This window comes from Psychrobacter sp. PSi21, assembly GCF_054960615.1.
In genome coordinates, this window is the sequence record NZ_JBHNYR010000003.1 from 56,354 (window position 1) to 78,059 (window position 21,706).

Sequence of the window (21,706 nt, forward strand, 5' to 3'; positions counted from 1 at the left end):
GCCATTTGCTATGCCTATCACTGCTTTAACTGACGCGTTTGACCCGATTAATCAGCAGCTTTTTCCTATTAAAAATACAGAGCGCCGCTGGCTGGCACCTGTGCATGGTGCCGTCAGTAGCTTGTGGCTGGCAAGCTTGGTGCAAACCGATATCTGGCAGATGACAGATCGCCTTAAGGTGGTGGTGGCTCGCGACCAAAGCCAGCTCAACCAAATAGAGACAGAATTGGCATTTTGCGGGGTCGATGCGTATGTGTTTCCTGATTGGGAAACGCTGACCTATGACGAGCTATCTCCGCATCAAGATATCGTCAGTGAGCGTATTAACTTACTGACAGATATGCCAACGTCAGGGGTGCTGCTCATCTCGGTACAGGCGCTGATGCACCGTGTTGCGCCGCCCAGTTGGTTGATTGGTCAGCATTTTGACTTGAGCGTGGGCGACCGCTTTGACATTGCGATCCAGCGTGAGCTGCTGGCTAAAGCAGGCTATCGTGCGGTGGACAACGTGTTTGAACCGGGTGAATTTGCTGTGCGCGGTAGCATTGTCGATATTTTTGCGATGGGACAGCCTTTTCCCTTACGTCTGGACTTATTTGATGATGAAATTGAGACCATTCGCTTTTTTCATCCACAAACCCAGCGCACGTTGACGGTCGACGATCTCAAATCCATCATATCGGGTAATGACAGTAGCATGGGGCAAGAGTCGCTGTCACTGCTGCATAGACTCCCTGATATTTCCAAAGCCATCAAAAAATTCCAAATATTACCAGCAAAAGAATTTCCGTTAGAAGAAGGCCGTGAGACGTTTCGTGCCAACTTTGCAGCGATGTTTCCAGCCACCAGTAGCCGTAAGTTTGAACTGTATAAAGATGTGATGGCAGGTATTGCCAGCAGCGGTTTAGAGTACTATCAGCCATTGTTTTTTGAGCCAGACACATGGCAACAAGAAAGCAGCCTGTTTGCTTATTTGCCTAATGACGCTGTATTTGTCGTCGATGAGCTGATCAGCGAGCGTCAAGCGGACTACTGGGCACAAATCCAGCGCCGTTACGAAGAGCGCCGTCATGATATTGACAAACCCATTGTCGCGCCTGAGCTTTTGTATCTACCAAGCAATATGCTTAATGAGCAGCTCAATCATTATCCCCGAGTGATGTTAAGCGCTCGTACTGAGTTAGCGGATGCCGACAATCAGACCCAAGGGCTGGTGAGATTAAGCGCACAAGTACCGCCGCAGCTTTCTGTCAATCATCAAAAAGCAGAGCCTTTGTTCGAACTGCTGGATTTTTTAGTCACACAAGTGGAGACAGGCACGCCAGTTTTGATCGTGGCAGAAACCGCAGGCCGCCGTGAAATCTTGATTGAGCTGTTTAAGGGTAAAATTGATACCAAGGCGTATGGCAGTTTTGCCGACTTTTTAGCGGCGGATAACGCTACCTTTATCAATGAAAACCACCGTCCGCATGTTGGCTTGACCGTCGCGCCCATCGAGCGCGGGGTCTATGTGCCTGAGCGACTGGTGTTGATTAGTGAAACACAGCTGTTTGGCAGACAAGTGCTACAGACGCGCCGCCGTCGCCAAAGCGGGGTGTCAGAAGAGTTTTTGGTCAAAAGCGTTACGGAAATGACTGAAGGCAGTCCAGTGGTGCATATTGAGCACGGCATTGGCCGATATAGTGGCTTGATTACCCTTGATGTCGGTGATGGTGAGCAAGAGTTTATTCATCTAAAATATGATGACGATGCCAGTATTTATGTGCCTGTTGCCAGTTTGCAGATGATCAGTCGTTATAGCGGTGGTGATCCCGCCCTAGCGCCGCTACATAAAATCGGTAGTGGCAAATGGGATAAGGCCAAACAAAAAGCGCTGCAGCAGATTCATGATGTTGCCGCTGAGCTGCTAAACATGCAAGCGCGCCGCTCAGCGAAAGAAGGTATTCATTTTAAAGTCGATATGTCGCAATACGAGCTGTTCGCCAGCCAGTTTGCGTTTGAAGAGACGCCTGATCAGGCCAATGCCATTCATGCGGTCATCCATGATATGAAACAAAATCAGCCGATGGATCGCTTGATCTGCGGAGATGTGGGCTTTGGCAAGACGGAAGTGGCGATGCGTGCGGCCTTTATTGCCGTTAGTGCAGGGTATCAAGTGGCCGTATTGGTACCGACCACCTTGCTGGCAGGCCAGCATGAGGACAATTTTTTAGACCGTTTTGCTGATTGGCCGGTACGTATTGAAACCCTGTCGCGTTTTGGTGGCAAAAAGCACCAAGACAGCGTGTTGGCTGATTTGGCCGAAGGTAAAGTCGATATCGTCATCGGCACGCATAAGCTGTTGCAACCTGATGTGAAGTTTGCCAATTTAGGACTGATGATCGTGGATGAGGAGCACCGCTTTGGCGTGCGCCACAAGGAGCGTATCAAGGCCATTCAGACCAACGTCGATAGCTTATCCATGACTGCCACGCCCATACCGCGAACGCTCAATATGGCGCTCTCAGGCATGCGCGACATGTCTATTATTGCCACCCCGCCCGCCAGACGGTTGGCTATTAAGACTTTTGTCATGGCAAAAACTCAAGCGCTGATGAAAGAAGCCATTTTGCGTGAGCTGTTACGCGGCGGACAGGTCTACTTGCTGCATAATGATGTTGCCAGTATTGAACGGATGGCAGAAACCATTCGGGAATTGGTGCCTGAAGCGCGGGTAGGCGTGGCGCATGGGCAAATGCATGAGCGTCAACTTGAACAAATCATGCAGCAGTTTTATCATAAGAAATTCAATGTGCTGGTCTGTACAACCATTATTGAAACGGGTATTGATGTGCCCAATGCCAATACCATTATTATTGAGCGTGCTGATAAATTTGGTTTGGCGCAGCTGCATCAGTTGCGCGGGCGCGTCGGGCGCAGTCACCATCAGGCGTACTGCTATTTGTTAGTGCCTTCTATCAAAGGTCTTAAAGGCGATGCCAAGCGCCGCCTACATGCCATTGAACGTGCCAATACGTTGGGCGCGGGTTTTATGCTGGCGAGTGAAGATTTAGAGATTCGCGGGGCAGGCGAGATATTGGGCAAGCAGCAAAGTGGTAATATGCAGGCCATTGGCTTTAGCTTATATATGGATATGCTGGAACGGGCAACCAAGGCCATCAAGGCAGGTAAAGAGCCTGATCTGAACACACCGCTATCTTTGACCAGTGAGATTAACTTGCACAGCTCAGCACTGATACCTGAAGCGTATTTGCATGATGTGCATCAGCGACTGCTATTTTACAAACGTATCAGCAATGCCGATAACAGCGAGGCGCTTACTGATATTCGTACTGAAATGATCGATCGGTTTGGGACACTGCCTGACCAGACCAAGCAGCTTTTTGCTATTCATGGACTGCGCCTGCAAGCAGAGCCGCTACAGGTGAATAAGATTGATGCCAATGGTAGCGCCCTGAGTTTGGAGTTTGCGCCAGACACGCCAGTCGATGCGCTGGCCATTATCAAGCTGATTCAAAGTGACGGCCAACATTATCGCATGAACGGCGCCTCTGGTATTCGCTACAGTCACCCAAAAAAGCTGGAAACGGTGCAGCAGCGGGTTGATATTATCCAAGAACTGCTACAATACTTTAATGAACATTTGGTCTCTGAACCTGCCTAAGCCCTGCGCGATGGCAGTATTCATAAGAGAATCAGGTCAATGCGCTATTTTATCGGTCAGATACCTGATAAAATGGCGTGATTCGCTATCGTATTTACTTTTATTGCTATTTTATAACAAGAGAAACCGTCATTATGTTTCAACTGCATCCTAAGCTTGCTGCCGATAGTTTTTTGGTGGGTGATTTTCCATTATCAACATGTCGTTTGATCAATGACTGCCAGTTTCCTTGGTTGATACTTGTGCCGCGCGTGTCGGGTATTAAAGAGTTGTATGAGCTATCAGAGTCAGATCAGGCACAGTTCTTGCGTGAGTCAAGCTGGCTATCAAGTCAGTTGGCAAAAACGTTTCAAGCTGACAAGATGAATGTCGCTGCCCTTGGTAATCAAGTCCCGCAGCTACATTTTCACCATATCGTGCGCTACCAAAACGATCTGCAATGGCCCAATCCAGTTTGGGGCATTCCCGCTGTACCTTACACCAAAGAAGTGCTTACCCAAATGCAGCAGCCGCTTATGATGGCACTGCGTGGTCACCATCAAATGCCATTTGACTGGAAAATGTAGTCTCCTACCGCCAGTACGATGATGGGCCTCTGCTCCTTTTGACTTAGATAGTACATTTTTCTGTTAAAACAATAGTAGACAAATGTTTTTATATGAAGTCGATTCGAGTTTTATCCTCTATCTTATCAACATTCGTATTGGCAAAATATCTCTGTCTCTACCTCAAAAGTATCACTATGTCGTTATTTACTGTTTTTTTAGTAAATAATGCTGATTAGTGGTACTTTTTTGGTGGTTAGCGGCATATATCACCATTAGTGAAGTCCGTATAATCAATACTACGAACCACACTCTAAGGTGAACTAAAGTTGTCTTGTCAGCAACTTTGCGTGATCAATATTGTCTTATTAATCGTCTATATACTTACTTAACTAAGTGGGTGCAAAGCATGCCTTTTACCAATCCGCTGACCATGCTGCTACCGTCTAAAAGAGATGGCATGGGTAGTTTTGATTATCCAGAAGTATTTGCGCTGCTATCAATCGTTATTGCCATAGCAATATATCTTAAGTTCAGTCCACTGGCGATGGCACTGTTGCTGGTTATCGCGTTACCAAGCGTACTGATTCTTGTTTACAATTATTATCGTCCAACCAGCTTTTGGACCTCTAGTATTGTGGTGGTTTTGCTCTCTACAGTCATTGGTATGATGCAACCATATTCGGCAATGGCGCTCAGTTTAGTGCTGCTTATTGGTAGCCGGGTCATTGTCAGCAAAGCCAATAAACGCTTAAAGCTATTGATGGTTGCGGTGGTCACTGCTTTTATATTCTATTGCGTTAGTAGGATATTAAATGCCGAGATTATCGATTATCATAGTGCGCCCTTAACGGCTATCGCGCTAATTGCCAGTATGGCCTCAGTGCTGTGGCAGTTTTGGCAGATATATCATCAATATATGGAATGTCGTAGCGCATCGGAGCAGGCGACCAAACGCTTAGGTACCATGGTAGCGGTGATTAACAAGTTGACGCGCTTCATACCGCTGCAAATATGGCAGCCGATAGTCACGACCAATACGCCAGTCCATGTTGCTAACAAACGTGCAAAACTGACGATTATGTTTTCGGATATCGTCGGTTTCACTGATTTGTCAGACAGTTTGAGCTCAGATAATTTGGCTGATATTTTGAACACTTATATGCACCATATGACAACCATTGCTAACAAACATGGCGCGGTGCTTGATAAGTTTATCGGTGATGGTATGGTCTGCTTTTTTGGTGAGCCAAACAGTCGCGGGGCGCGGCAAGACGCGCTTGACTGCGTGGCGATGGCCATCGATATGCGCCGCGAGATGCGTACTTTGCGCCAAAAATGGCGGCTGATGGGCTTTGAAGGGTTATACGTGCGCATTGGTATTACTACGGGGTATTGTCACGTTGGTAACTTTGGCAGTAATAGCCGCCTGAGCTACACACTGATTGGTAAAGAAGCCAATTTGGCCGCGCGTTTGGAATCCGCGGCAGGAAAAGGCGAGGTGCTAATCAGTCAGAGTACTTATGATTATATTTGCCATGACTATGAGTGTGAGTGTGCAGGCGAATTTCAACTAAAAGGGTTTGATCAGCGGGTGGCGGCGTGGCAGGTGCTTGACCCTGATATGCATAAAGGTCAGTCTTCAAAGTGGGTTGACCATACCTTACCAGGGTTTAACCTGCATTTGAATTTTAAAGACATGAAGAATTATGATTATCAAGAAATCAAAAATCGTCTGAATTTCGCTCTAGAGCGACTGGAAAAAGAAGAGCGTGTGGCCATGCTGGGCGACGATGAATGATGCAAATTTTAGCTCAATACGGCATAACTAAAAAGCCCGCAATGACATATGTCAAGGCGGGCTTTTTAATAGCACCAGTGTCGATCATTTATCGATGCCACCATGATCAATCAATGGTTTTCTTTAGCATGGTTTAGGGTATATTTAGGAATCTCAATCGTCAGATCTTCGTCATCAAGCATGACTTGGCAAGACAGACGTGAGTCAGGCTCAAGTCCCCATGCACGATCCAGCAGATCGGCTTCAATATCGTCCATTTCTTCTAAACTATTAAAACCTTTACGGACGACCACATGACAAGTGGTACAAGCCTTTGACATCTCACAAGCATGCTCGATCTTGATGCCCTTATCCAGTAGCGCATGGCACAAGTTGCTGCCTGATTCTAGCTCTACTTCAGCGCCTTCAGGACAGATTTCGTGATGGGGTAGTACAGTAATTTTTGGCATAGGGTATGGGTCCGCTGCTAATCAATTCAAAATATAAAAAGGTTACGATGTGCGTTTTGCTCAATCATCGCAACCGATACGATAAAGTTACCAGTCTTGTGCGCTGGTGCCTGCCATGCTGGTTTGGACACTTTGGTTCATGATGCGTGCGGCAAAAGCATCACTGTGCGGCTTTAAGCTGGCCTGCTGTGCTTCAATATCTGCAAGGGTACCACTATCGATAGCTGCTTTCAGCGCTTGCATTTCTACTTTCAGCGCCGTTTGTTCTGGTTCTGATAGCAGATGACCAAAGTCTGGTAAGGCCGACTGTAGTGCCAACAGCTCACGCTCAGCTTCGACTTTGGTTTCAATCAATGAGCGGGCATTTTTATCTTCTTCAGCGTGCTTAAAGCCTGCAATCAACAGTTGCTCTTTTTGTTCATCAGACAGACCATAAGACGGTGTGATTTCGATCTTGCTTTCGGTTTTGGTAGTAGTTTCAACCGCACTCACTGTCAACTGACCATTGGCATCGATTGAAAATGTCACTTCAATACGGGCAAAGCCTGCTTTCATTGGCGGGATACCATACAACTCAAAACGGCCTAATGAGCGGCAGTTGTCTACTGTTTCACGCTCACCCTGCACCACATGAATCACCATACCAGTCTGACCATCTTGATAAGTGGTAAAGACTTGGCGTTTTTTAACTGGAATCGGTGTATTACGCGGGATTAAAACTTCAACCAAGCCGCCCATGGTTTCAAGCCCCAGCGACAAAGGCGTCACGTCAAGTAATAACAGGTTATTGTCGCTATCACCGTTAACCAGTTGGTGCGCGGTTTGAGCCGCCCCAAGTGCGACGACTTCATCAGGATTTAAGCGGCATAATGGCTCTGTACCAAAAAAATCACCGACCACTTGCTGAATGGCTGGCATGCGCGTAGAACCACCCACCAAAATCACATCATCAAGGGTATCTGCGCTCAGTTTGGCGTCACGTAAGACTTGCTCACACACGCTCAAAGTGCGGCGGCTCACAGGTGCGATGATGGCTGACAAATCACTGCGGGTCAGTTCACCTTGAAAAGCCTGTCCATTGACTGTGATATCAATGGTAACTTGCTCTGATTCTGTTAACGCTTGCTTATAGGTTTTGGCTTGCTGCGCCAATACAGATTTGTCATGGACACTCACCTCAGCAGGATCAATATGCAACTGCTTAATCAGCCAATTGGTCAATAAGCGGTCGATATCATCACCGCCCAACGCGCTATTACCACCAGTGGCCAATACTTCAAACACACCATCGGTCAGCTTTAAAATAGACACATCAAACGTGCCGCCGCCCAAATCATAAATCAGATAATAACGCGCTACATTGTCCTCAGTCTGACGATCAAGGCCATAGGCTACTGCTGCCGCTGTTGGCTCGTTTAAGAGCCGCAAGACCTGAATACCTGCTGCCTGCGCAGCATCTTTGGTCGCCTGACGCTGTGCCTCATCAAAATAAGCAGGAACGGTAATGACCGCGCCTTCGATGCTGTCATCTGGTAGTGCACTGGCCGCGCGCTGCTCAAGTGCCGCTAAAATCCGTGCTGACACCTCAACAGGGGAGACTTCTCCTTGCGCGGTAACGAAAGCAGGCATGCTGTCAGCAGCGCCGCTGAGCTCGTAAGGGTGAGAGAATTTGATGTCTGCTTGACTGCGACCCATAAAACGCTTGGCTGAGATAATGGTATTTTGGGGATCATCGGGCTGATAGGCTAGGGCAGAGTGACCCACAACCGGATTGCCAGTACTGGGATAATACACCACAGACGGCAATAGGGTATCTTGTGCTGTCTTAGCCTCAAGTACTTGCGCTTTGCCAGAGCGTACGACCGCGACTAATGAGCGCGTGGTACCAAGATCAATGCCCAGACCAAAACGATGTTGATGCGGCTGGGTACTTTGATTGGGTTCAGCAATTTGCAATAAGGACATAAGACAACTCAGATTTAAAATGAATAAGTAGGTAAAAAGACGTGGCGCTATATATCCAGCGACTACTGTACTGATAGTAAGCTTACGCGAATACTAATTGGCTATGAATTATACGACATTGCGCAGATGAAATTAAGCTGCTTTGTGCATGTTAGTGGGTCATCACACATATAAGTCGTCATCATCATCTTGCTGCATATGAGCAAGGTCATCGAGGCCTGTGGTGATATCAGCATCAAGTTTGACCAAAAACTTGAGTTTTTGGGTCGCATCAACGGCATTTGGCCACGCTTGCTGCGTATAGGCAGACTTAAAACGCGCCGATTGTATCTGCAGGCGCTCAGATACTTTTGGTTGCAATTCGCTAAGTGCCGCAAGATTGTTATCTACCAGTGCCTCATCGAGATCAATGCGCATTTGCATGGCGTCATCCAAAAAGTCAAAATCAGCGATAGAGTTTTCAAGTTTTTCAGCGTGACCTGCCATCTCTAAAAGGTAAGCGGCGCGGCTATCAGGTGCACTTAAAGTCTGATACGCGTGATTGATGATGGCTGATGCTTGCTCAGATTGTTGCTGCGCGGCGGCTTGGTTAGAGGTGTTTTTGGCAACGTTATCAGGGTGATAGCGTTTTTGTAAAAGGCGTAGACGCTGGTCTAGACTGTCTTGGGACAGCTCAAACTGGATAGGCTGCTCAAACAAAGCAAAAAAATTATCAAATTGTGCGTCTTGGTTTATATCAGTCATATCATACGCCTTGCATTAAACGGTTTGTGAAGTCAGTCAAAGTAGCTGGCTACATCGTTAAGCAACGACAAGCCATGGCCAGCTGGCCATTAAACAGTAAATGACTCACCGCAGCCACATTCGCCTTTTTGATTTGGATTGGTAAATTTAAAGCCTTCGTTGAGACCTTCAGCCACGTAATCCATCAACAAACCATCTAAATACACCAAGCTTTTTGGATCAACAAAAATACCCACGTCATGGCTTTCAAACCGTGTGTCGTTATCGTCTGGTGTATCAACGAACTCCAATACATAAGCCAAGCCTGAACAGCCTGCGGTACGGATACCGACGCGGATGCCTGCGCCTTTACCGCGATTGTCCAAAAAATCTCGAACATGCTGAGCGGCGCGTTCTGTCATTTCAATCATGCCAACCCCTATTGAGTGCAAATAATGATAGTGAGCCAAAATCATTAAACAAACGACTTAGCTCATAAATAACGGTGTGATAAATGCGCGCTAAGCGCCGTTTATCAGTAAGCCACTATAAAAATTAGAAAATAAAAAGTGACAACCACCAACGTGTTATTGTCACCTTTGTTGAACCATCGGCCACGTGTTGCGGCCTGATGATGTATGGCAAATATTATTGCGCTGGCGCTTCGGTGCTTTCAGTACCGTGCTTGCCTTGATAGTCGCTAATAGCTGCTTTAATGGCATCTTCTGCAAGTACAGAGCAATGCACTTTTACAGGTGGCAAGGCCAATTCTTGCGCGATGTCATTGTTTTTGATTTCGCCCGCTTGATCCAAGCTTTTGCCTTTTAGCCACTCGGTGACAAGTGAGCTTGAGGCAATTGCTGAACCGCAACCATACGTTTTAAAGCGAGCATCTTCGATGATGCCATTATCGTTGACTTGGATTTGTAGGCGCATCACATCACCACAAGCGGGCGCGCCAACCATACCCGTACCAACGTTTTTGGCATTTTTATCAAGGTTGCCAACGTTGCGTGGGTTTTCATAATGATCAATAACTTGGTCGCTATAGGCCATGGGTTTTCTCCTGGTTAGGTGATGAGTGGTCTGTCTGTTACTCATCGATAATTGGGGTCAAACGCTGTTTTGCTAATGGTTTGATTGATTAAGTAATGGTGGCCTTGCTGTCAGTTGTTATCTGATATTAATTTAAGACCACCACAAAATGTGCTTAGTGCTCTGCCCACTCAACAGTGTTCAAATCGACGCCTTCTTGGTACATATCCCAAAGTGGTGACAGCGCGCGTAGTTTATCAACGGCTTCATGCATTTGCTTGATAACGGTATCAATGTCTTCTTCTGTGGTATAACGACCGAAGCTGAAGCGAATAGAGCTGTGTGCCAACTCATCCGGACGACCAATGGCGCGCAATACGTAAGAAGGCTCTAGGGTGGCCGACGTACAAGCTGAACCAGAAGACACCGCTAAGTCTTTGAGCGACATCATTAAAGACTCACCTTCAACAAAGTTAAAGCTGATATTAATGATGTTTGGCACGCTGTGCTCAAGATCACCGTTGAGATAGATCTCTTCGATGTCTTGCAGGCCGTCCCATAGGCGCTGACGTAGGGCAGCCACATGCGCATGGTCTTCTTCAAAGCGCTCATTAGCGAGGCTAAATGCGGCGCCAAGGCCAACGATTTGGTGCGTAGGCAAGGTGCCTGAACGCATACCACGCTCGTGACCACCGCCATGCTGTTCCGCTTTTAGGCGAATACGTGGCTTACGGCGTACAAACAATGCGCCGATACCTTTAGGGCCATACGCTTTGTGACCTGAAAAGCTCATCAAATCAATTTTGGTGTTTTCAAGGTCGATACGTACTTTACCAACCGCTTGGGCACCATCAACATGGAAGATCACGCCAGCGTCACGAGTAATGTCACCAATTGCTGCAACATCGGTTATCGTGCCCAGCTCATTGTTGACCATCATAAGCGATACTAAAATAGTGTCTTCACGCAAAGCCTCTTTCACTTGCTCAGGCAAAATCAAACCTGTGCTGGTCTGAGGCTCAAGATAAGTGATGTCAAACCCTTCTTGCTCAAGCTCACGGCAGGTATCAAGAACTGCTTTATGTTCGATTTTGCTGGTGATGATGTGTTTGCCGCGTGACTGATAAAAATGCGCCGCGCCTTTGATAGCTAAATTGTCTGACTCTGTCGCACCTGAGGTGAATACAATTTCACGTGGATCAGCGTTGATGACTTCAGCGACTTGCTGACGCGCCGTTTCAACCGCTTCTTCTGCTTGCCAGCCATAGCCGTGCGAGCGTGAGGCCGGATTACCAAAGATGCCATCCACGGTCAGATATTCACTCATTTTGGCAGCAACCGATTTGGCGACTGGCGTAGTAGCGGCATAATCTAAGTATATAAGGTGGTTATTCTGGCTCATGCTGGGTTTGCCTCGCTGGTCGATAAAGTAATGGTAGTGATGTCTTTAACAGAGGGAATGTGCTGGCGTTCGGAGACAGACTGCACGTTTTCCATGTCTAATAATTGTGCTAATGTAATATTTTTCAAGTACTGCTCAATATGATTCGATAGCGCACACCAAAGGTCGTGGGTCAGGCACATGGTGCCGCCTTGACAGTCGCCGCGCCCTTCACATTGCATGGCATTGACTGACTCGTCAACGGCTGAAATGATGCTCATCACATCGATTTCATCGAGCGGTTTTGCCAAATAGTAGCCACCAGATGCACCGCGAATACTGGTCACCAATCCACGCTTACGCAATTTAGAAAACAACTGCTCAAGATAAGAGATTGAAATAGATTGTCGTTTTGCAATATCAGACAACGATACCGCTCCTTCTTGCTGACTGGTCTGCAATGCCAAGTCCAACAAAGCGGTTACTGCATATCTGCCTCGGGTAGTCAAACGCATAAAATGTCTCCAAACTGATCAGTAGTAAGTCGAATTCAATAACGACTGTGGTCTCCATACCTTAATATTTTGCGCCTATCAAGTGAGATGCCAAGTCAAACGTCATCGCTCTTAGACAACAGATGGTTAGCCCGGTGTGTACTGCGATAAGGATATTATACGTAATCCTGAGTAATTTAGTCAAGATTAAAATAAGAGCGAAACAGTTAATCTTATCTATGATTATGATTGATAAAAGCAATCATGCCAAAAGCAGCATCATAAAAGGCAGTCGGCAATGTGACATCAAACCATCGAAAAGCGCTAGCGCAAAAAAGTAGCACGTTATCGCGAGAGGCTAATCGACGATGACTAAATAACATAGCGAACAATGGGTCAACATGATGCTGTTAAAGGTGTCAGCGGTATGATTAGCTGACAAAAGAGAAAATCAGTGCAATAACGGTCACGATGACGGCCACCACTGCGACGATCATCAGTGTTTTTTGCTTGCTTTGTAGTTCTTTTACCGCTGTTTCAAGCTCACGGTTTTTCATGGTTAAGGTATTGATCTGCGTTTGCTGTTCAGTGATACGTTGTTTGTAATGGTTCTTTTTTTCTTCCATAGCGGCGGCATCTGGTTTTTCTTTGCCGCCTTCACCTTTGACCTTTTTGATGAGGCCTTGTACCAAGCTGCCGACGCCCAGCTGCATAATGAATTGTTTGACCAGCTGTACTTGATTGGACTCGCCGCGCATTTGTAACTTTTCTGTGGCGTCACTATCATGAGTGGCAATGGCGCTGAGCACTTGGATGCTATACGCGTTAATGATGACATCTGGCTCAGTACGAGTCACTGGCAAGTCAGAATCGAGCAGCACGCCTTTGTTACTAAAGGTAGCAAACACTTCCACATGAGGCAGGTATAAACGCAGGCATACCACCGTGCCTTTTTTGGCAAGCGGATAGGCCGCTTTACGCAGCTCAGGGTCTAAGCGCAGCAGGAGCGTCAATGCCGACTCAATGAACACCAAAATGATATTAAGAAAAGAGTGGGACAGTGTAGAACGCTTCATGTAAATCATCCATTGTTTATGTAATAAGTGAATAAGCAGTAAAAATCGTGCAAGTGTCTAATTATCTAACATTGTGCTTATCATAACGTCTTCATCATAAAAAGTAACGCATACCGCTGTCAGTTAGCAAATTGTTGCGCGGTCGATATAGGGTGATATAACCACCAAAAACGCAAAACGGCGCTTATGAGCGTTATCAGTGGCGACAAACGGTAAATAGCAGATATAGTGGGCAAAAGTCCGACAAACTGGTAATTACAGGCGTTTTGCGTAACGTTAGGTGTCAAATACGTAGCTTGGACGGCAAAAAAATGTAAAATCACTTGCGCTGTCTATGTGCCCTTGATATAAAGGCGTTAATAACACGCAACCCGTGCTCGCAGAGCCATATTGGTGGTCGTTGCCCAAATTGAATAAGGGTGATACAACCTTTGGGTTAGCGTTTATTTTAGCCCTTAAACTTGAAGGAATTTTTATGAATAAGTCAGAACTGATTGATAGCATCGCAGACAAAAGCGGTTTAAACAAAACTCAAGCTGGTGATGCACTCAATGCTGTAATGGAAAGCATTGGTGAAGCACTAGAGTCTGGTGACAGCATTTCACTAGTTGGCTTTGGTACCTTTAGTGTAAAAGATCGCAAAGCGCGCACGGGCCGTAACCCTAAGACTGGTGAAGAACTTAACATTCCAGCAAGCAAAGTACCAAGCTTCAAAGCAGGTAAAAACCTAAAAGAACGCTTGAACTAATTTTGTATAGAGCGGCAGCAGTATCAGCGCATTTAATACCATTAAGTGTTTAAGCTGTGGCTAAAAAAAGCACCTCATTGAAGGTGCTTTTTTTATTGGCGAATTTTGTAGTGCAGATGAAGTGAATATTTTGAGTCTACAACAAAATTCACGTATTATAGAGCCCGCGTTATATTATTGCACCAAATGGGCCAATCAAACGACACGGTAATCTGGCCATTTGATGGGTTTAGATAACGATAGTGCCAAAAATAATATGACTTTTCTTTTTTCACCATTGTTTGCCGCGTTGCAAAAAACAGCAATGGTTTTCATCAATATAGGTTAATAGAGCAGAAATAACTATGGATAAATTGCGCGATTTTTTAAAAAGCTGGCCTGGTCGCATTTTATTGATTCTATGCTTATCGCCACTCGCTCTATTGGGCATCGAGAGTTACCTTCATAAAGGGGTAGATCCCAATCAAATTGCGCAGGTGGGTGATGCCAGTGTTGGACTCTCAGAATATCAGACAGCGGTCAATAACCGCCGCACTGAGATCTTAAACGACTTAGATGATGCCAGCTTATTAAATGAAGACGTATTGCATGAGCAGGTACTCAGAGGCTTGGTTGATCGTACGTTGCTTGAGCAGCAGGCCGGTAAGCTTGGCATGACGGTCTCTGATGACACCATCAACCGTCTACTGCGTGAAGAGGCTATCTTTAAAGATGAAAATGGTAACTTTTCTAACGAACAGTTTGCTTATTTTCTACGTCAGCGTGGCATGAACAAAAACCAGTTGTTTGCTGAATTTCGCAACCAGCTGAGCATTGATCAGCTCAACGCCAGTATCGTTGGTACTGCCATCTACCCAATGCAAGCGGTAAACCAGCTGATCGATTTGCAGCTAGAAGCCCGCAACATTTGGCTGCATCGTTTCAACTGGCAAGATTATCAGCAGCAAGTCACAATAACCGATGCTGAAGTCAAAGCTTATTATGATGCTAATAAAGTCAGCTTAAAAAGTGATGCGATGTTGGATCTAGCCTATATTCAGCTCGATCCTGCCGCCATCAAGATTGACGAGGTCACAGAAGAAGAGCTGCAGCAGCAGTATGAAAGCTATAAGCAAAAACAGGCCTTAGTTGATGAGCGCCAAATCAGTCAGATTTTGCTGAGTGATGATGATGCTAAAGTGCGTGCAGAGAAAATCAAAGCGCGCCTTGATGACGGTGAGTCATTTGCCAGCTTGGCCAAAACAGAATCTGATGATCCGTCAGGTGAGACAGGCGGCGCGATAGGCACATTTAACCCTTCAGTATTTGGTAACGATGCGCAAAACGTACAAGCAGCGCTTACAGGCCTTAGCGTGGGTGAGGTGACGGATCCAATCAAAACCAGTTTTGGTTATCAGATATTTATGGTCACTGAAGACAATGGTGACAAAGTACCGAGTCTTGAGAGCATGCGCGATGAGCTGACGCTCAAAGCAGAAGCTTACAAGCGTCAAGCGATTTATGCAGACAAAGTCACCGCCATTAATGACTTGGCAGCTGATGGGTTTAGTATTGATGATATCGCTCAGCAAGAGAATGTAGCGCTAAAACGTATTAAAGATTATCGCAAAGAGAACAACACTTCAGTACTTGCTCAGCCAGCAGTCGTCAAGCAAGCATTTGATGAATTTACCATTCAAGATCAAGCAGTGACGGCAGGCATTGAAGTGGGTGACGGTATGGTATGGCTACAGCCAAGCAACTATCGTCCAACCAAGACGTTGACGTTGGTAGCGGCCACGCCGCAAGTCACCCAAACCTTGCGTCAGCAAAAAGCCAATGCGCTAGCGCTTAAAGACGCCCAGCAGTTGGCGGCAAATATCAAAACGGTAGCAGATATCACCAGTCAGCCTGTCACCATGCAAGCGCTTGGTGAAGTTAAACGCCAGACCTCACTGCTGACCGAAAAAGAGCGCAGTCTGGCCTTTAGCGAACAAGCCCCTGCTGATGGTATCGTAGCGCTGGCAGACAATACCGAACTGGGTGCAACAGTCATCGTTGGTGATCGTATCAAGACTGAGCAGCAATCGCAGCTATCAGACCTTGAAAAGGCCAGAACCGCGGGTATTATTCGTGATAACTTAGGGCAAGATCAATTGCAAGACTATCTGGACTATTTGCGTATGGTGTATCAGGTAGACGTGAATGAAGCCAATATGGCTGATGCACAAGGCCAGTAATCGCCATTAATATTGTGAATATTTAGGTGTCTCGTCCGAGCATGTCTCAACTTATTCTAGGACGGGACAAGGCTATTAAAAAAGCCACTATCATGTGATAGTGGCTTTTTTGATGTGCGAAAAACAAGGGCTTAAGCCTAAGTTTGAGGCTTAGTGACGGAAATGACGCATGCCAGTGAAGACCATCGCAATGCCGTGCTCATTGGCAGCTTCAATGGTTTCGTTATCGCGCATAGAGCCACCAGGTTGAATAATAGCAGAGATACCCACGTCAGCGGCGTTATCAATACCGTCACGGAATGGGAAAAAGGCATCAGATGCCATGACAGCACCTTTGGTTGCCAAACCAGCATGCTCAGCTTTAATGGCAGCGATGCGTGCGGAGTTTACACGGCTCATTTGCCCTGCGCCCACACCGATGGTGCGCTGGTTTTTACCGTAAACAATGGCATTAGATTTGACATATTTGGCCACGTTCCAAGTAAAGAGCAAATCAGCGATTTGAGCTTCTGTTGGCTGCACGTCTGTAACAATTTTTAAGTCATCGGCACCAATGATGCCCAAATCTTGCTCCTGTACCAACAAGCCACCGTTAACGCGCTTGTAGTCCATTTGAGCGATGCGTGCATCTGGTGCTGGCAGCTTACCACACACCAATACGCGAACGTTTTTCTTGCTGGCAGTGGCTTCTAGTACGCCATCTTCAACGCTTGGTGCGATGATGACTTCTACAAATTGGTTGTCAATAATCGCTTTAGCAGCAGCCAAGGTCAATGGGCGGTTAAAGGCAATGATACCGCCAAAAGAAGATTCAGGATCGGTGCTAAAGGCAGTGCGATAAGCCGTGACTTGATCGCTATCGATGGCCACACCGCATGGGTTGGCATGCTTGACAATCACACAAGCAGGCGCATTAAAGGCTTTAACACATTCTAATGCTGCATCAGTATCGGCAATGTTGTTGTAAGACAGTGCTTTGCCTTGTAGCTGCTTAGCGGTAGCAATAGAGGCTTGCTTGTCTTGTAGCGGCTGATTTTCGACATAAAAGGCCGCTTGTTGGTGCGGGTTTTCACCATAGCGCAAGTCTTCGGTTTTATCGAACTGCAGGTTCAGTGTACGCGAAAAGGTGTCAGCGCTTTGTGTTTTATTGACGCGGCTACCCAAAAAGTTGGCAATCATACCGTCATATTGAGCAGTATGTTCAAAAGCTTTGACCGCTAAGTCGTAACGCAGCTCAGTGCTCAGCGCCGTACCACTATCAAGGGCATCTAATACGCGAGTATAGTCTGCAGGATCGGTGACAATACCGACATGAGCATGGTTCTTAGCAGCAGAGCGTACCATGGTAGGGCCGCCAATATCGATATTTTCGATAGCATCGTTCATGGTCACGTCAGCGCGTGCAATGGTTTGCGCGAATGGGTATAAGTTGACCACCACCAAATCAATACGATCGATAGCATGATCACTCATAACCGTATCGTCTGTGCCGCGGCGACCCAAAATACCGCCATGAATCTTAGGGTGTAAGGTTTTGACGCGGCCATCCATCATCTCTGGAAAGCCTGTGTAATCAGAAACCTCAGTCACTGCCACGTTATGCTCTTGCAGCAAGCGGTAAGTACCACCGGTAGACAGTAAGCCAAATCCTGAGTCAACCAAGCCTTGAGCGAACTCAACAATGCCTGATTTATCAGAGACGGAAAGTAATGCAAGTGGTTTTGTGCCCATAAGAAATTCCATAAAAAAAGCCCGACGTGATCGTCTGGCAAAATGATGAAGACGCTCACAACCCTGATATCAGCTGAAGATGAGCGCCATATATGCCTATCTTGACATAAAAACAGGTGATAAGACTAAGCTGAAAGCGCCAACACAAAAAATCAAGCTGCTATGATAAAACATCTGGGCATTTTATACAAAAATGATCATACGAAATGTGTACGCTTAGTCCATCAAATCATAAGTTTTGAGCTTTTTACGCAGCGTGCCACGGTTAAGTCCTAGTATCTTGGCGCATTTCGTCTGGTTGCCGCGTGTCTGTTCCAACACGACAGTCAATAAGGGCAGTTCGACTTCTTTTAAGATTAGATCGTAAAGATCCGTTGGTATTTCATCACCAATCGCAGCAAAATATTCACGAACCACACGCTCAACATGTACACGTAAGGGTGCCTTTATTTCAGGAGGTGCCGCATATGAATCATCATAGACGATATGGCCCAGATCATCTGAGGGTTCTATGCTTTGGGCAAAACGGTTGGCAGAGTATGGTGCATGATGTGCCATAAGCTGATGTCCTCAAGAATCGTGGGTTAAGCCTGAATCAGTAAAGTGTTTGCATCAAGCCATCTTATCAATAAACATCGTATCAATAAATAGGTACTATGGTGACATCTTTAATTTGCTTATTTGCAATAGGGATAGTGAACATCACAGCCTTGCTGTTGTTTGCCGCCATTTGACTTTGAGTGCTGAGCAAATAATCATGAGGCTGCGCGATAAACTCGCCGATTAAGCCGTTGGCACCATAAATACTCACTTTGAGGCTAGGCAGCAGCTGCATATATTCGCTTTGATTGACCAAGTTGGCAGTTACATCGCTAGCGCCTGAGTTTTTTTGTACACGGCTTGCTTGATGAGCAACGTCAGAAAGAGTAAATGCCTCAATATCGGCATGAGGTAGACTGCAGGCAGCCACTGCACAAATAGACTGTAGCGTGTCTGCATGATCAGGATTTTTAACGATATTATCTAAATTAAAAATCAGATATTGTGCAAATAATAATAATGCCAATACAATGCAGCCTATAGCCCACAAAATGGTTGCAATAGACGTTTGTGTGCGTGATTGTGATGGAGTAACAGTAACGGATGCTGACTGAGGATCCTGCGCAGTATCAGAGGCCATTCCCATATCGGTGAGCAGTTGTGAGAGGTCTGTTTCGGGAGACTGGAGAGTAGGCGCTTCTGCCTGTTCATTTTGTTCTTTGAGCAAGTCCTCAAGCCAAGAGTTTTCCTTATTGCCACTATTCATGGGCGTATCGGCATAGATGCTATTAGCATCCGCCGAGCTCATGGTAGATGATTCTGGGGCTAAATAGTCTTGAGTATGGGTAGGATTTGTCTCTGTTGAGGTGTCAGAGTCCAGCTGTGTCAGCCATGCATCCATATCTTCTAACGAGCCATAATCCAATTCAGATTCTGCTGTGTCCTCTATTTCCATATCATCATAGATTAGCGCATCATCATCGATGTCATCTTCCTTAATCATAGATGGCTTGGTTACGTCAGTCTCAGGAGCGGTGTTCTCTAGGGTAGGAATATTGTCTGTCTGAGGAGCGGGAGTGGTTTGAGGCTGCAAGGTTAAATGATCATTAATGCGAAAAACATGTTGGCAATTACTACAACGACCCTTGGCATCTTTTTGATCTAGCTGTGCGCGAGGTACGTCAAAAACTGTCTGACATTGAGGGCACTGGGTTTCGATAAGCGTGGTCATAGGTTTGAATCCAAAAAAACGCAGTAATGGTACCGATGATGCACTGATGAACCATCATTTATGAATGGGTTACTCGGCCTATCCTTAGTGCTATTGCCCGTATAAGACAAATTGTTAGCCAAAAATACTGTTACATGTGATATGGCGTCTGTAAAAATTTTAAAAAATAGGATAGTGCCACAAAATATCAACTAATGTTGTTGCACTATCCTAACAGATGTAATTAAATGTTGCTAGCCTGTAAATGTACCTGATAAACGTTGCCAATGCTGATCTTCTTGAGCAGTAAAGGCATGCTGTGCATCAAGCAAAAAATAGGGTTCATAGGCCTCTTTTACTTGCTCCGTTTGTGATTCAATGAGTCCTGCCAGCACAATGCGCCCCTGCGGGGCAATCAAGCTGGCAAGATAAGGTGCTAGTTCGATCAATGGTTTGGCCAGAATATTCGCTACCACGACATCGACGGGAATAACGTCATGCTCTTTGCAATAATCGTTAAATGCTTCTGGCAAAAAGGCTTGGAGCTTGTCTTTGACCTGATTACGCTCGGCATTTTGATTGGTGGCTAAGACGGCTTGGGGGTCAATATCGACAGCATAGACATGACGTGCGCCAAGGAGCAGGGCGGCAATACCCAAAATACCTGAACCACAGCCATAATCAATCACCACCTTATCAGTCAAATCTTGCTCAGTGAGCCAGTCAAGACACAAGCGCGTGGTGGCGTGATACCCTGTACCAAAAGCAAGGCCTGGATCCATGATTATGTTGGTGGCATTTGGGTTGGGTGGTCGTAGCCAGTTGGGAACAATCCATAAATCATTAGCACATTCGATAGGGTGGTAATGGGTCATCCATTCACGCTCCCAGTCTTTATCATCGACGGCGCTGAGCCAAATACGACTGGCGTGAACTTGTGCTGCAATGTCGTGGCTCAATGCTTCGACCGCTTGGCGATTGCCAATATCTGTGTTGGCATCAAAGAGTCCAGTTAGGATGACCTCATCCCATAGTGGCGACTCACCCGGTAGCGGCTCAAACAGCGGCTGATCACCAGCGTCATCTAGTGCAATAGATAAAGCACCCGCTTCTAACAATAGCGCTTCTGCGAAGTCGACATTTGATTTTTCACATTGTAAGTGCAGTTGTTGCCATGCCATAACGATAACCTTATTAAATAAAAGGAAGATAAAATAAAGGATTGAGCGACAGATTAAAAGCTGTTCATTGCTTTTATGGTCATTCTAACGCTTATTTAGCGCAGTGCTTGCTGTGCTTCGCGAATAACGCGGGTATTATTTTGCATTTGCCCCGATCTTAGTACCAGTTGCCAAAGCGTGCGGCGGCGGATGCTGTCTTCTGAAACACTCAGTCCGCGCCGCGCCATGGCTTCAGCCTTGCGTGGTTGATTCTTTTTAATCGCCACTTGTGATAGGTAAAAGTATACCGCTGAGGATTTTGGTGCCAGACGCTGCGCTCGTGTAAAACTATTTTCAGCACTGGTTAAGTTGCCTGCGCTCAGCTGATTGATCCCAGCTTGCATTAAGTTGCGAAAGGCGGGCAGGTTGCTGTTGCTGGAGGTTGTTTGCGGTGTCCGCTGAACTGAGTTTTGCCGTGCTCGTTCTAACAGCTCGTTGTGTGAGGGCGTAGGCAGGGTTGGTGGTGTGACCACAGGCGGCAAAACAGGTGGTGAAATAGGCGGCGGCGTTGACGGTACTACAAGCACTGGCGGTTGTATGACCACGTCATCTTCTGCAGGTGTGATGATGACGCGACGTGGTGGCTCAGGTTCGGGTGTCGCACGGTCTGGCTGAGTCATTGGTGGTGTATCAGGCTCGGTAGGGTATGTTTCTTGATCTACCTCGTCGCTGCTATCTGCTGGTATTGCGACTGTGGTTTTTTCTACGGTATTAGTAGCTACTGGTGCTGGTGATCCTGTAGCAGGTGGTGATGGTACGGTTTGGCAGCCGCTGAGTATCAGCAGGCAGGCTGTAGAGACGGCCGTCAGTAGTATTGGCATTCCTGCGGCTTTATTAGCCTGTGCTAAAGGACATGATTGCTGTTTTGAAGTTGCCATATCGTATTCCGCTTTATGATATTAGTG

General features: G+C 46.4%; 18 protein-coding genes and 1 pseudogene. 5 read left to right on the forward strand and 14 right to left on the reverse strand.

Going from position 1 to position 21,706, the window contains the following annotated elements:
- Positions 1-10: 10 nt before the first annotated feature.
- The 3 genes from mfd to ACFI32_RS03085 all read left to right on the forward strand — a co-directional run bounded on the left by mfd (position 11) and on the right by ACFI32_RS03085 (position 6,010).
- On the forward strand, positions 11-3,664 hold the full coding sequence (mfd, locus tag ACFI32_RS03075; protein ID WP_462625036.1) for a transcription-repair coupling factor: 3,654 nt from the start codon (positions 11-13) through the stop codon (positions 3,662-3,664).
- Between the two features lie 134 nt (positions 3,665-3,798).
- Positions 3,799-4,230 carry an HIT domain-containing protein gene (locus ACFI32_RS03080; protein ID WP_462625037.1) on the forward strand — a complete coding sequence of 144 codons (432 nt, stop codon included), beginning with the start codon at positions 3,799-3,801 and terminating at the stop codon, positions 4,228-4,230.
- Between the two features lie 388 nt (positions 4,231-4,618).
- Positions 4,619-6,010 carry an adenylate/guanylate cyclase domain-containing protein gene (locus ACFI32_RS03085; protein WP_462625038.1) on the forward strand — a complete coding sequence of 464 codons (1,392 nt, stop codon included), beginning with the start codon at positions 4,619-4,621 and terminating at the stop codon, positions 6,008-6,010.
- Positions 6,011-6,120: 110 nt separating this feature from the next.
- On the opposite strand, the gene fdx is transcribed toward ACFI32_RS03085, so the two are convergent.
- The 8 genes from fdx to ACFI32_RS03125 form a co-directional block, all read right to left on the reverse strand.
- A complete protein-coding gene (gene fdx / locus ACFI32_RS03090) occupies positions 6,121-6,459 on the reverse strand; it encodes an ISC system 2Fe-2S type ferredoxin (protein ID WP_462625039.1) in 339 nt (112 codons plus the stop codon).
- A gap of 87 nt (positions 6,460-6,546) precedes the next feature.
- The gene (hscA, locus tag ACFI32_RS03095) at positions 6,547-8,424 is read right to left on the reverse strand and encodes a Fe-S protein assembly chaperone HscA (protein WP_462625040.1); all 1,878 of its coding nucleotides are present in this window, start codon (positions 8,422-8,424) and stop codon (positions 6,547-6,549) included.
- A gap of 162 nt (positions 8,425-8,586) precedes the next feature.
- Positions 8,587-9,168, reverse strand: coding sequence for a Fe-S protein assembly co-chaperone HscB (gene hscB, locus ACFI32_RS03100; RefSeq protein WP_462625041.1), 582 nt, complete (start codon positions 9,166-9,168; stop codon positions 8,587-8,589).
- An 89-nt stretch (positions 9,169-9,257) separates the two neighbouring features.
- Positions 9,258-9,578 (reverse strand): iron-sulfur cluster assembly protein IscA, encoded by a 321-nt coding sequence (gene iscA / locus ACFI32_RS03105; RefSeq protein ID WP_462625042.1) that lies wholly within the window; start codon positions 9,576-9,578, stop codon positions 9,258-9,260.
- Positions 9,579-9,795: 217 nt separating this feature from the next.
- The gene (gene iscU / locus ACFI32_RS03110) at positions 9,796-10,203 is read right to left on the reverse strand and encodes a Fe-S cluster assembly scaffold IscU (RefSeq protein WP_462625043.1); all 408 of its coding nucleotides are present in this window, start codon (positions 10,201-10,203) and stop codon (positions 9,796-9,798) included.
- Between the two features lie 154 nt (positions 10,204-10,357).
- Positions 10,358-11,584, reverse strand: coding sequence for an IscS subfamily cysteine desulfurase (locus tag ACFI32_RS03115; RefSeq protein ID WP_462625044.1), 1,227 nt, complete (start codon positions 11,582-11,584; stop codon positions 10,358-10,360).
- Positions 11,581-12,078 carry an Rrf2 family transcriptional regulator gene (locus tag ACFI32_RS03120; protein ID WP_462625045.1) on the reverse strand — a complete coding sequence of 166 codons (498 nt, stop codon included), beginning with the start codon at positions 12,076-12,078 and terminating at the stop codon, positions 11,581-11,583. Before ACFI32_RS03120 ends, ACFI32_RS03115 begins: the two co-directional genes overlap by 4 nt.
- A 410-nt stretch (positions 12,079-12,488) precedes the next feature.
- Positions 12,489-13,133, reverse strand: a complete 645-nt coding sequence (locus tag ACFI32_RS03125) for a hypothetical protein (RefSeq protein ID WP_462625046.1) — start codon at positions 13,131-13,133, stop codon at positions 12,489-12,491.
- Positions 13,134-13,608: 475 nt separating this feature from the next.
- Between ACFI32_RS03125 and ACFI32_RS03130 the strand changes: the two genes are divergently transcribed.
- Positions 13,609-13,881 carry an HU family DNA-binding protein gene (locus ACFI32_RS03130; protein ID WP_462625047.1) on the forward strand — a complete coding sequence of 91 codons (273 nt, stop codon included), beginning with the start codon at positions 13,609-13,611 and terminating at the stop codon, positions 13,879-13,881.
- Positions 13,882-14,225: 344 nt separating this feature from the next.
- The gene (locus tag ACFI32_RS03135) at positions 14,226-16,100 is read left to right on the forward strand and encodes a SurA N-terminal domain-containing protein (RefSeq protein ID WP_462625048.1); all 1,875 of its coding nucleotides are present in this window, start codon (positions 14,226-14,228) and stop codon (positions 16,098-16,100) included.
- A 150-nt stretch (positions 16,101-16,250) separates the two neighbouring features.
- On the opposite strand, the gene purH is transcribed toward ACFI32_RS03135, so the two are convergent.
- From purH to ACFI32_RS03165, 6 genes and pseudogenes are all read right to left on the reverse strand, one after another.
- A complete protein-coding gene (purH, locus tag ACFI32_RS03140) occupies positions 16,251-17,831 on the reverse strand; it encodes a bifunctional phosphoribosylaminoimidazolecarboxamide formyltransferase/IMP cyclohydrolase (RefSeq protein WP_462625049.1) in 1,581 nt (526 codons plus the stop codon).
- 216 nt (positions 17,832-18,047) lie between these two features.
- A complete protein-coding gene (locus ACFI32_RS03145; protein WP_462625050.1) occupies positions 18,048-18,389 on the reverse strand; it encodes a helix-turn-helix domain-containing protein in 342 nt (113 codons plus the stop codon).
- Positions 18,390-18,471: 82 nt separating this feature from the next.
- Positions 18,472-19,464: a DUF3426 domain-containing protein gene (locus ACFI32_RS03150; RefSeq protein WP_462625142.1), complete on the reverse strand. Its 993-nt coding sequence runs from the start codon at positions 19,462-19,464 to the stop codon at positions 18,472-18,474.
- A gap of 30 nt (positions 19,465-19,494) precedes the next feature.
- Positions 19,495-19,602, reverse strand: a pseudogene (locus ACFI32_RS03155) (zinc-ribbon domain-containing protein); the annotation flags it as partial.
- Between the two features lie 233 nt (positions 19,603-19,835).
- Entirely contained in the window at positions 19,836-20,762 is a 927-nt protein-coding gene (prmA, locus tag ACFI32_RS03160) for a 50S ribosomal protein L11 methyltransferase (RefSeq protein WP_462625051.1), read from the reverse strand.
- A gap of 95 nt (positions 20,763-20,857) precedes the next feature.
- The gene (locus tag ACFI32_RS03165) at positions 20,858-21,679 is read right to left on the reverse strand and encodes a tetratricopeptide repeat protein (RefSeq protein WP_462625052.1); all 822 of its coding nucleotides are present in this window, start codon (positions 21,677-21,679) and stop codon (positions 20,858-20,860) included.
- Positions 21,680-21,706: the final 27 nt, after the last annotated feature.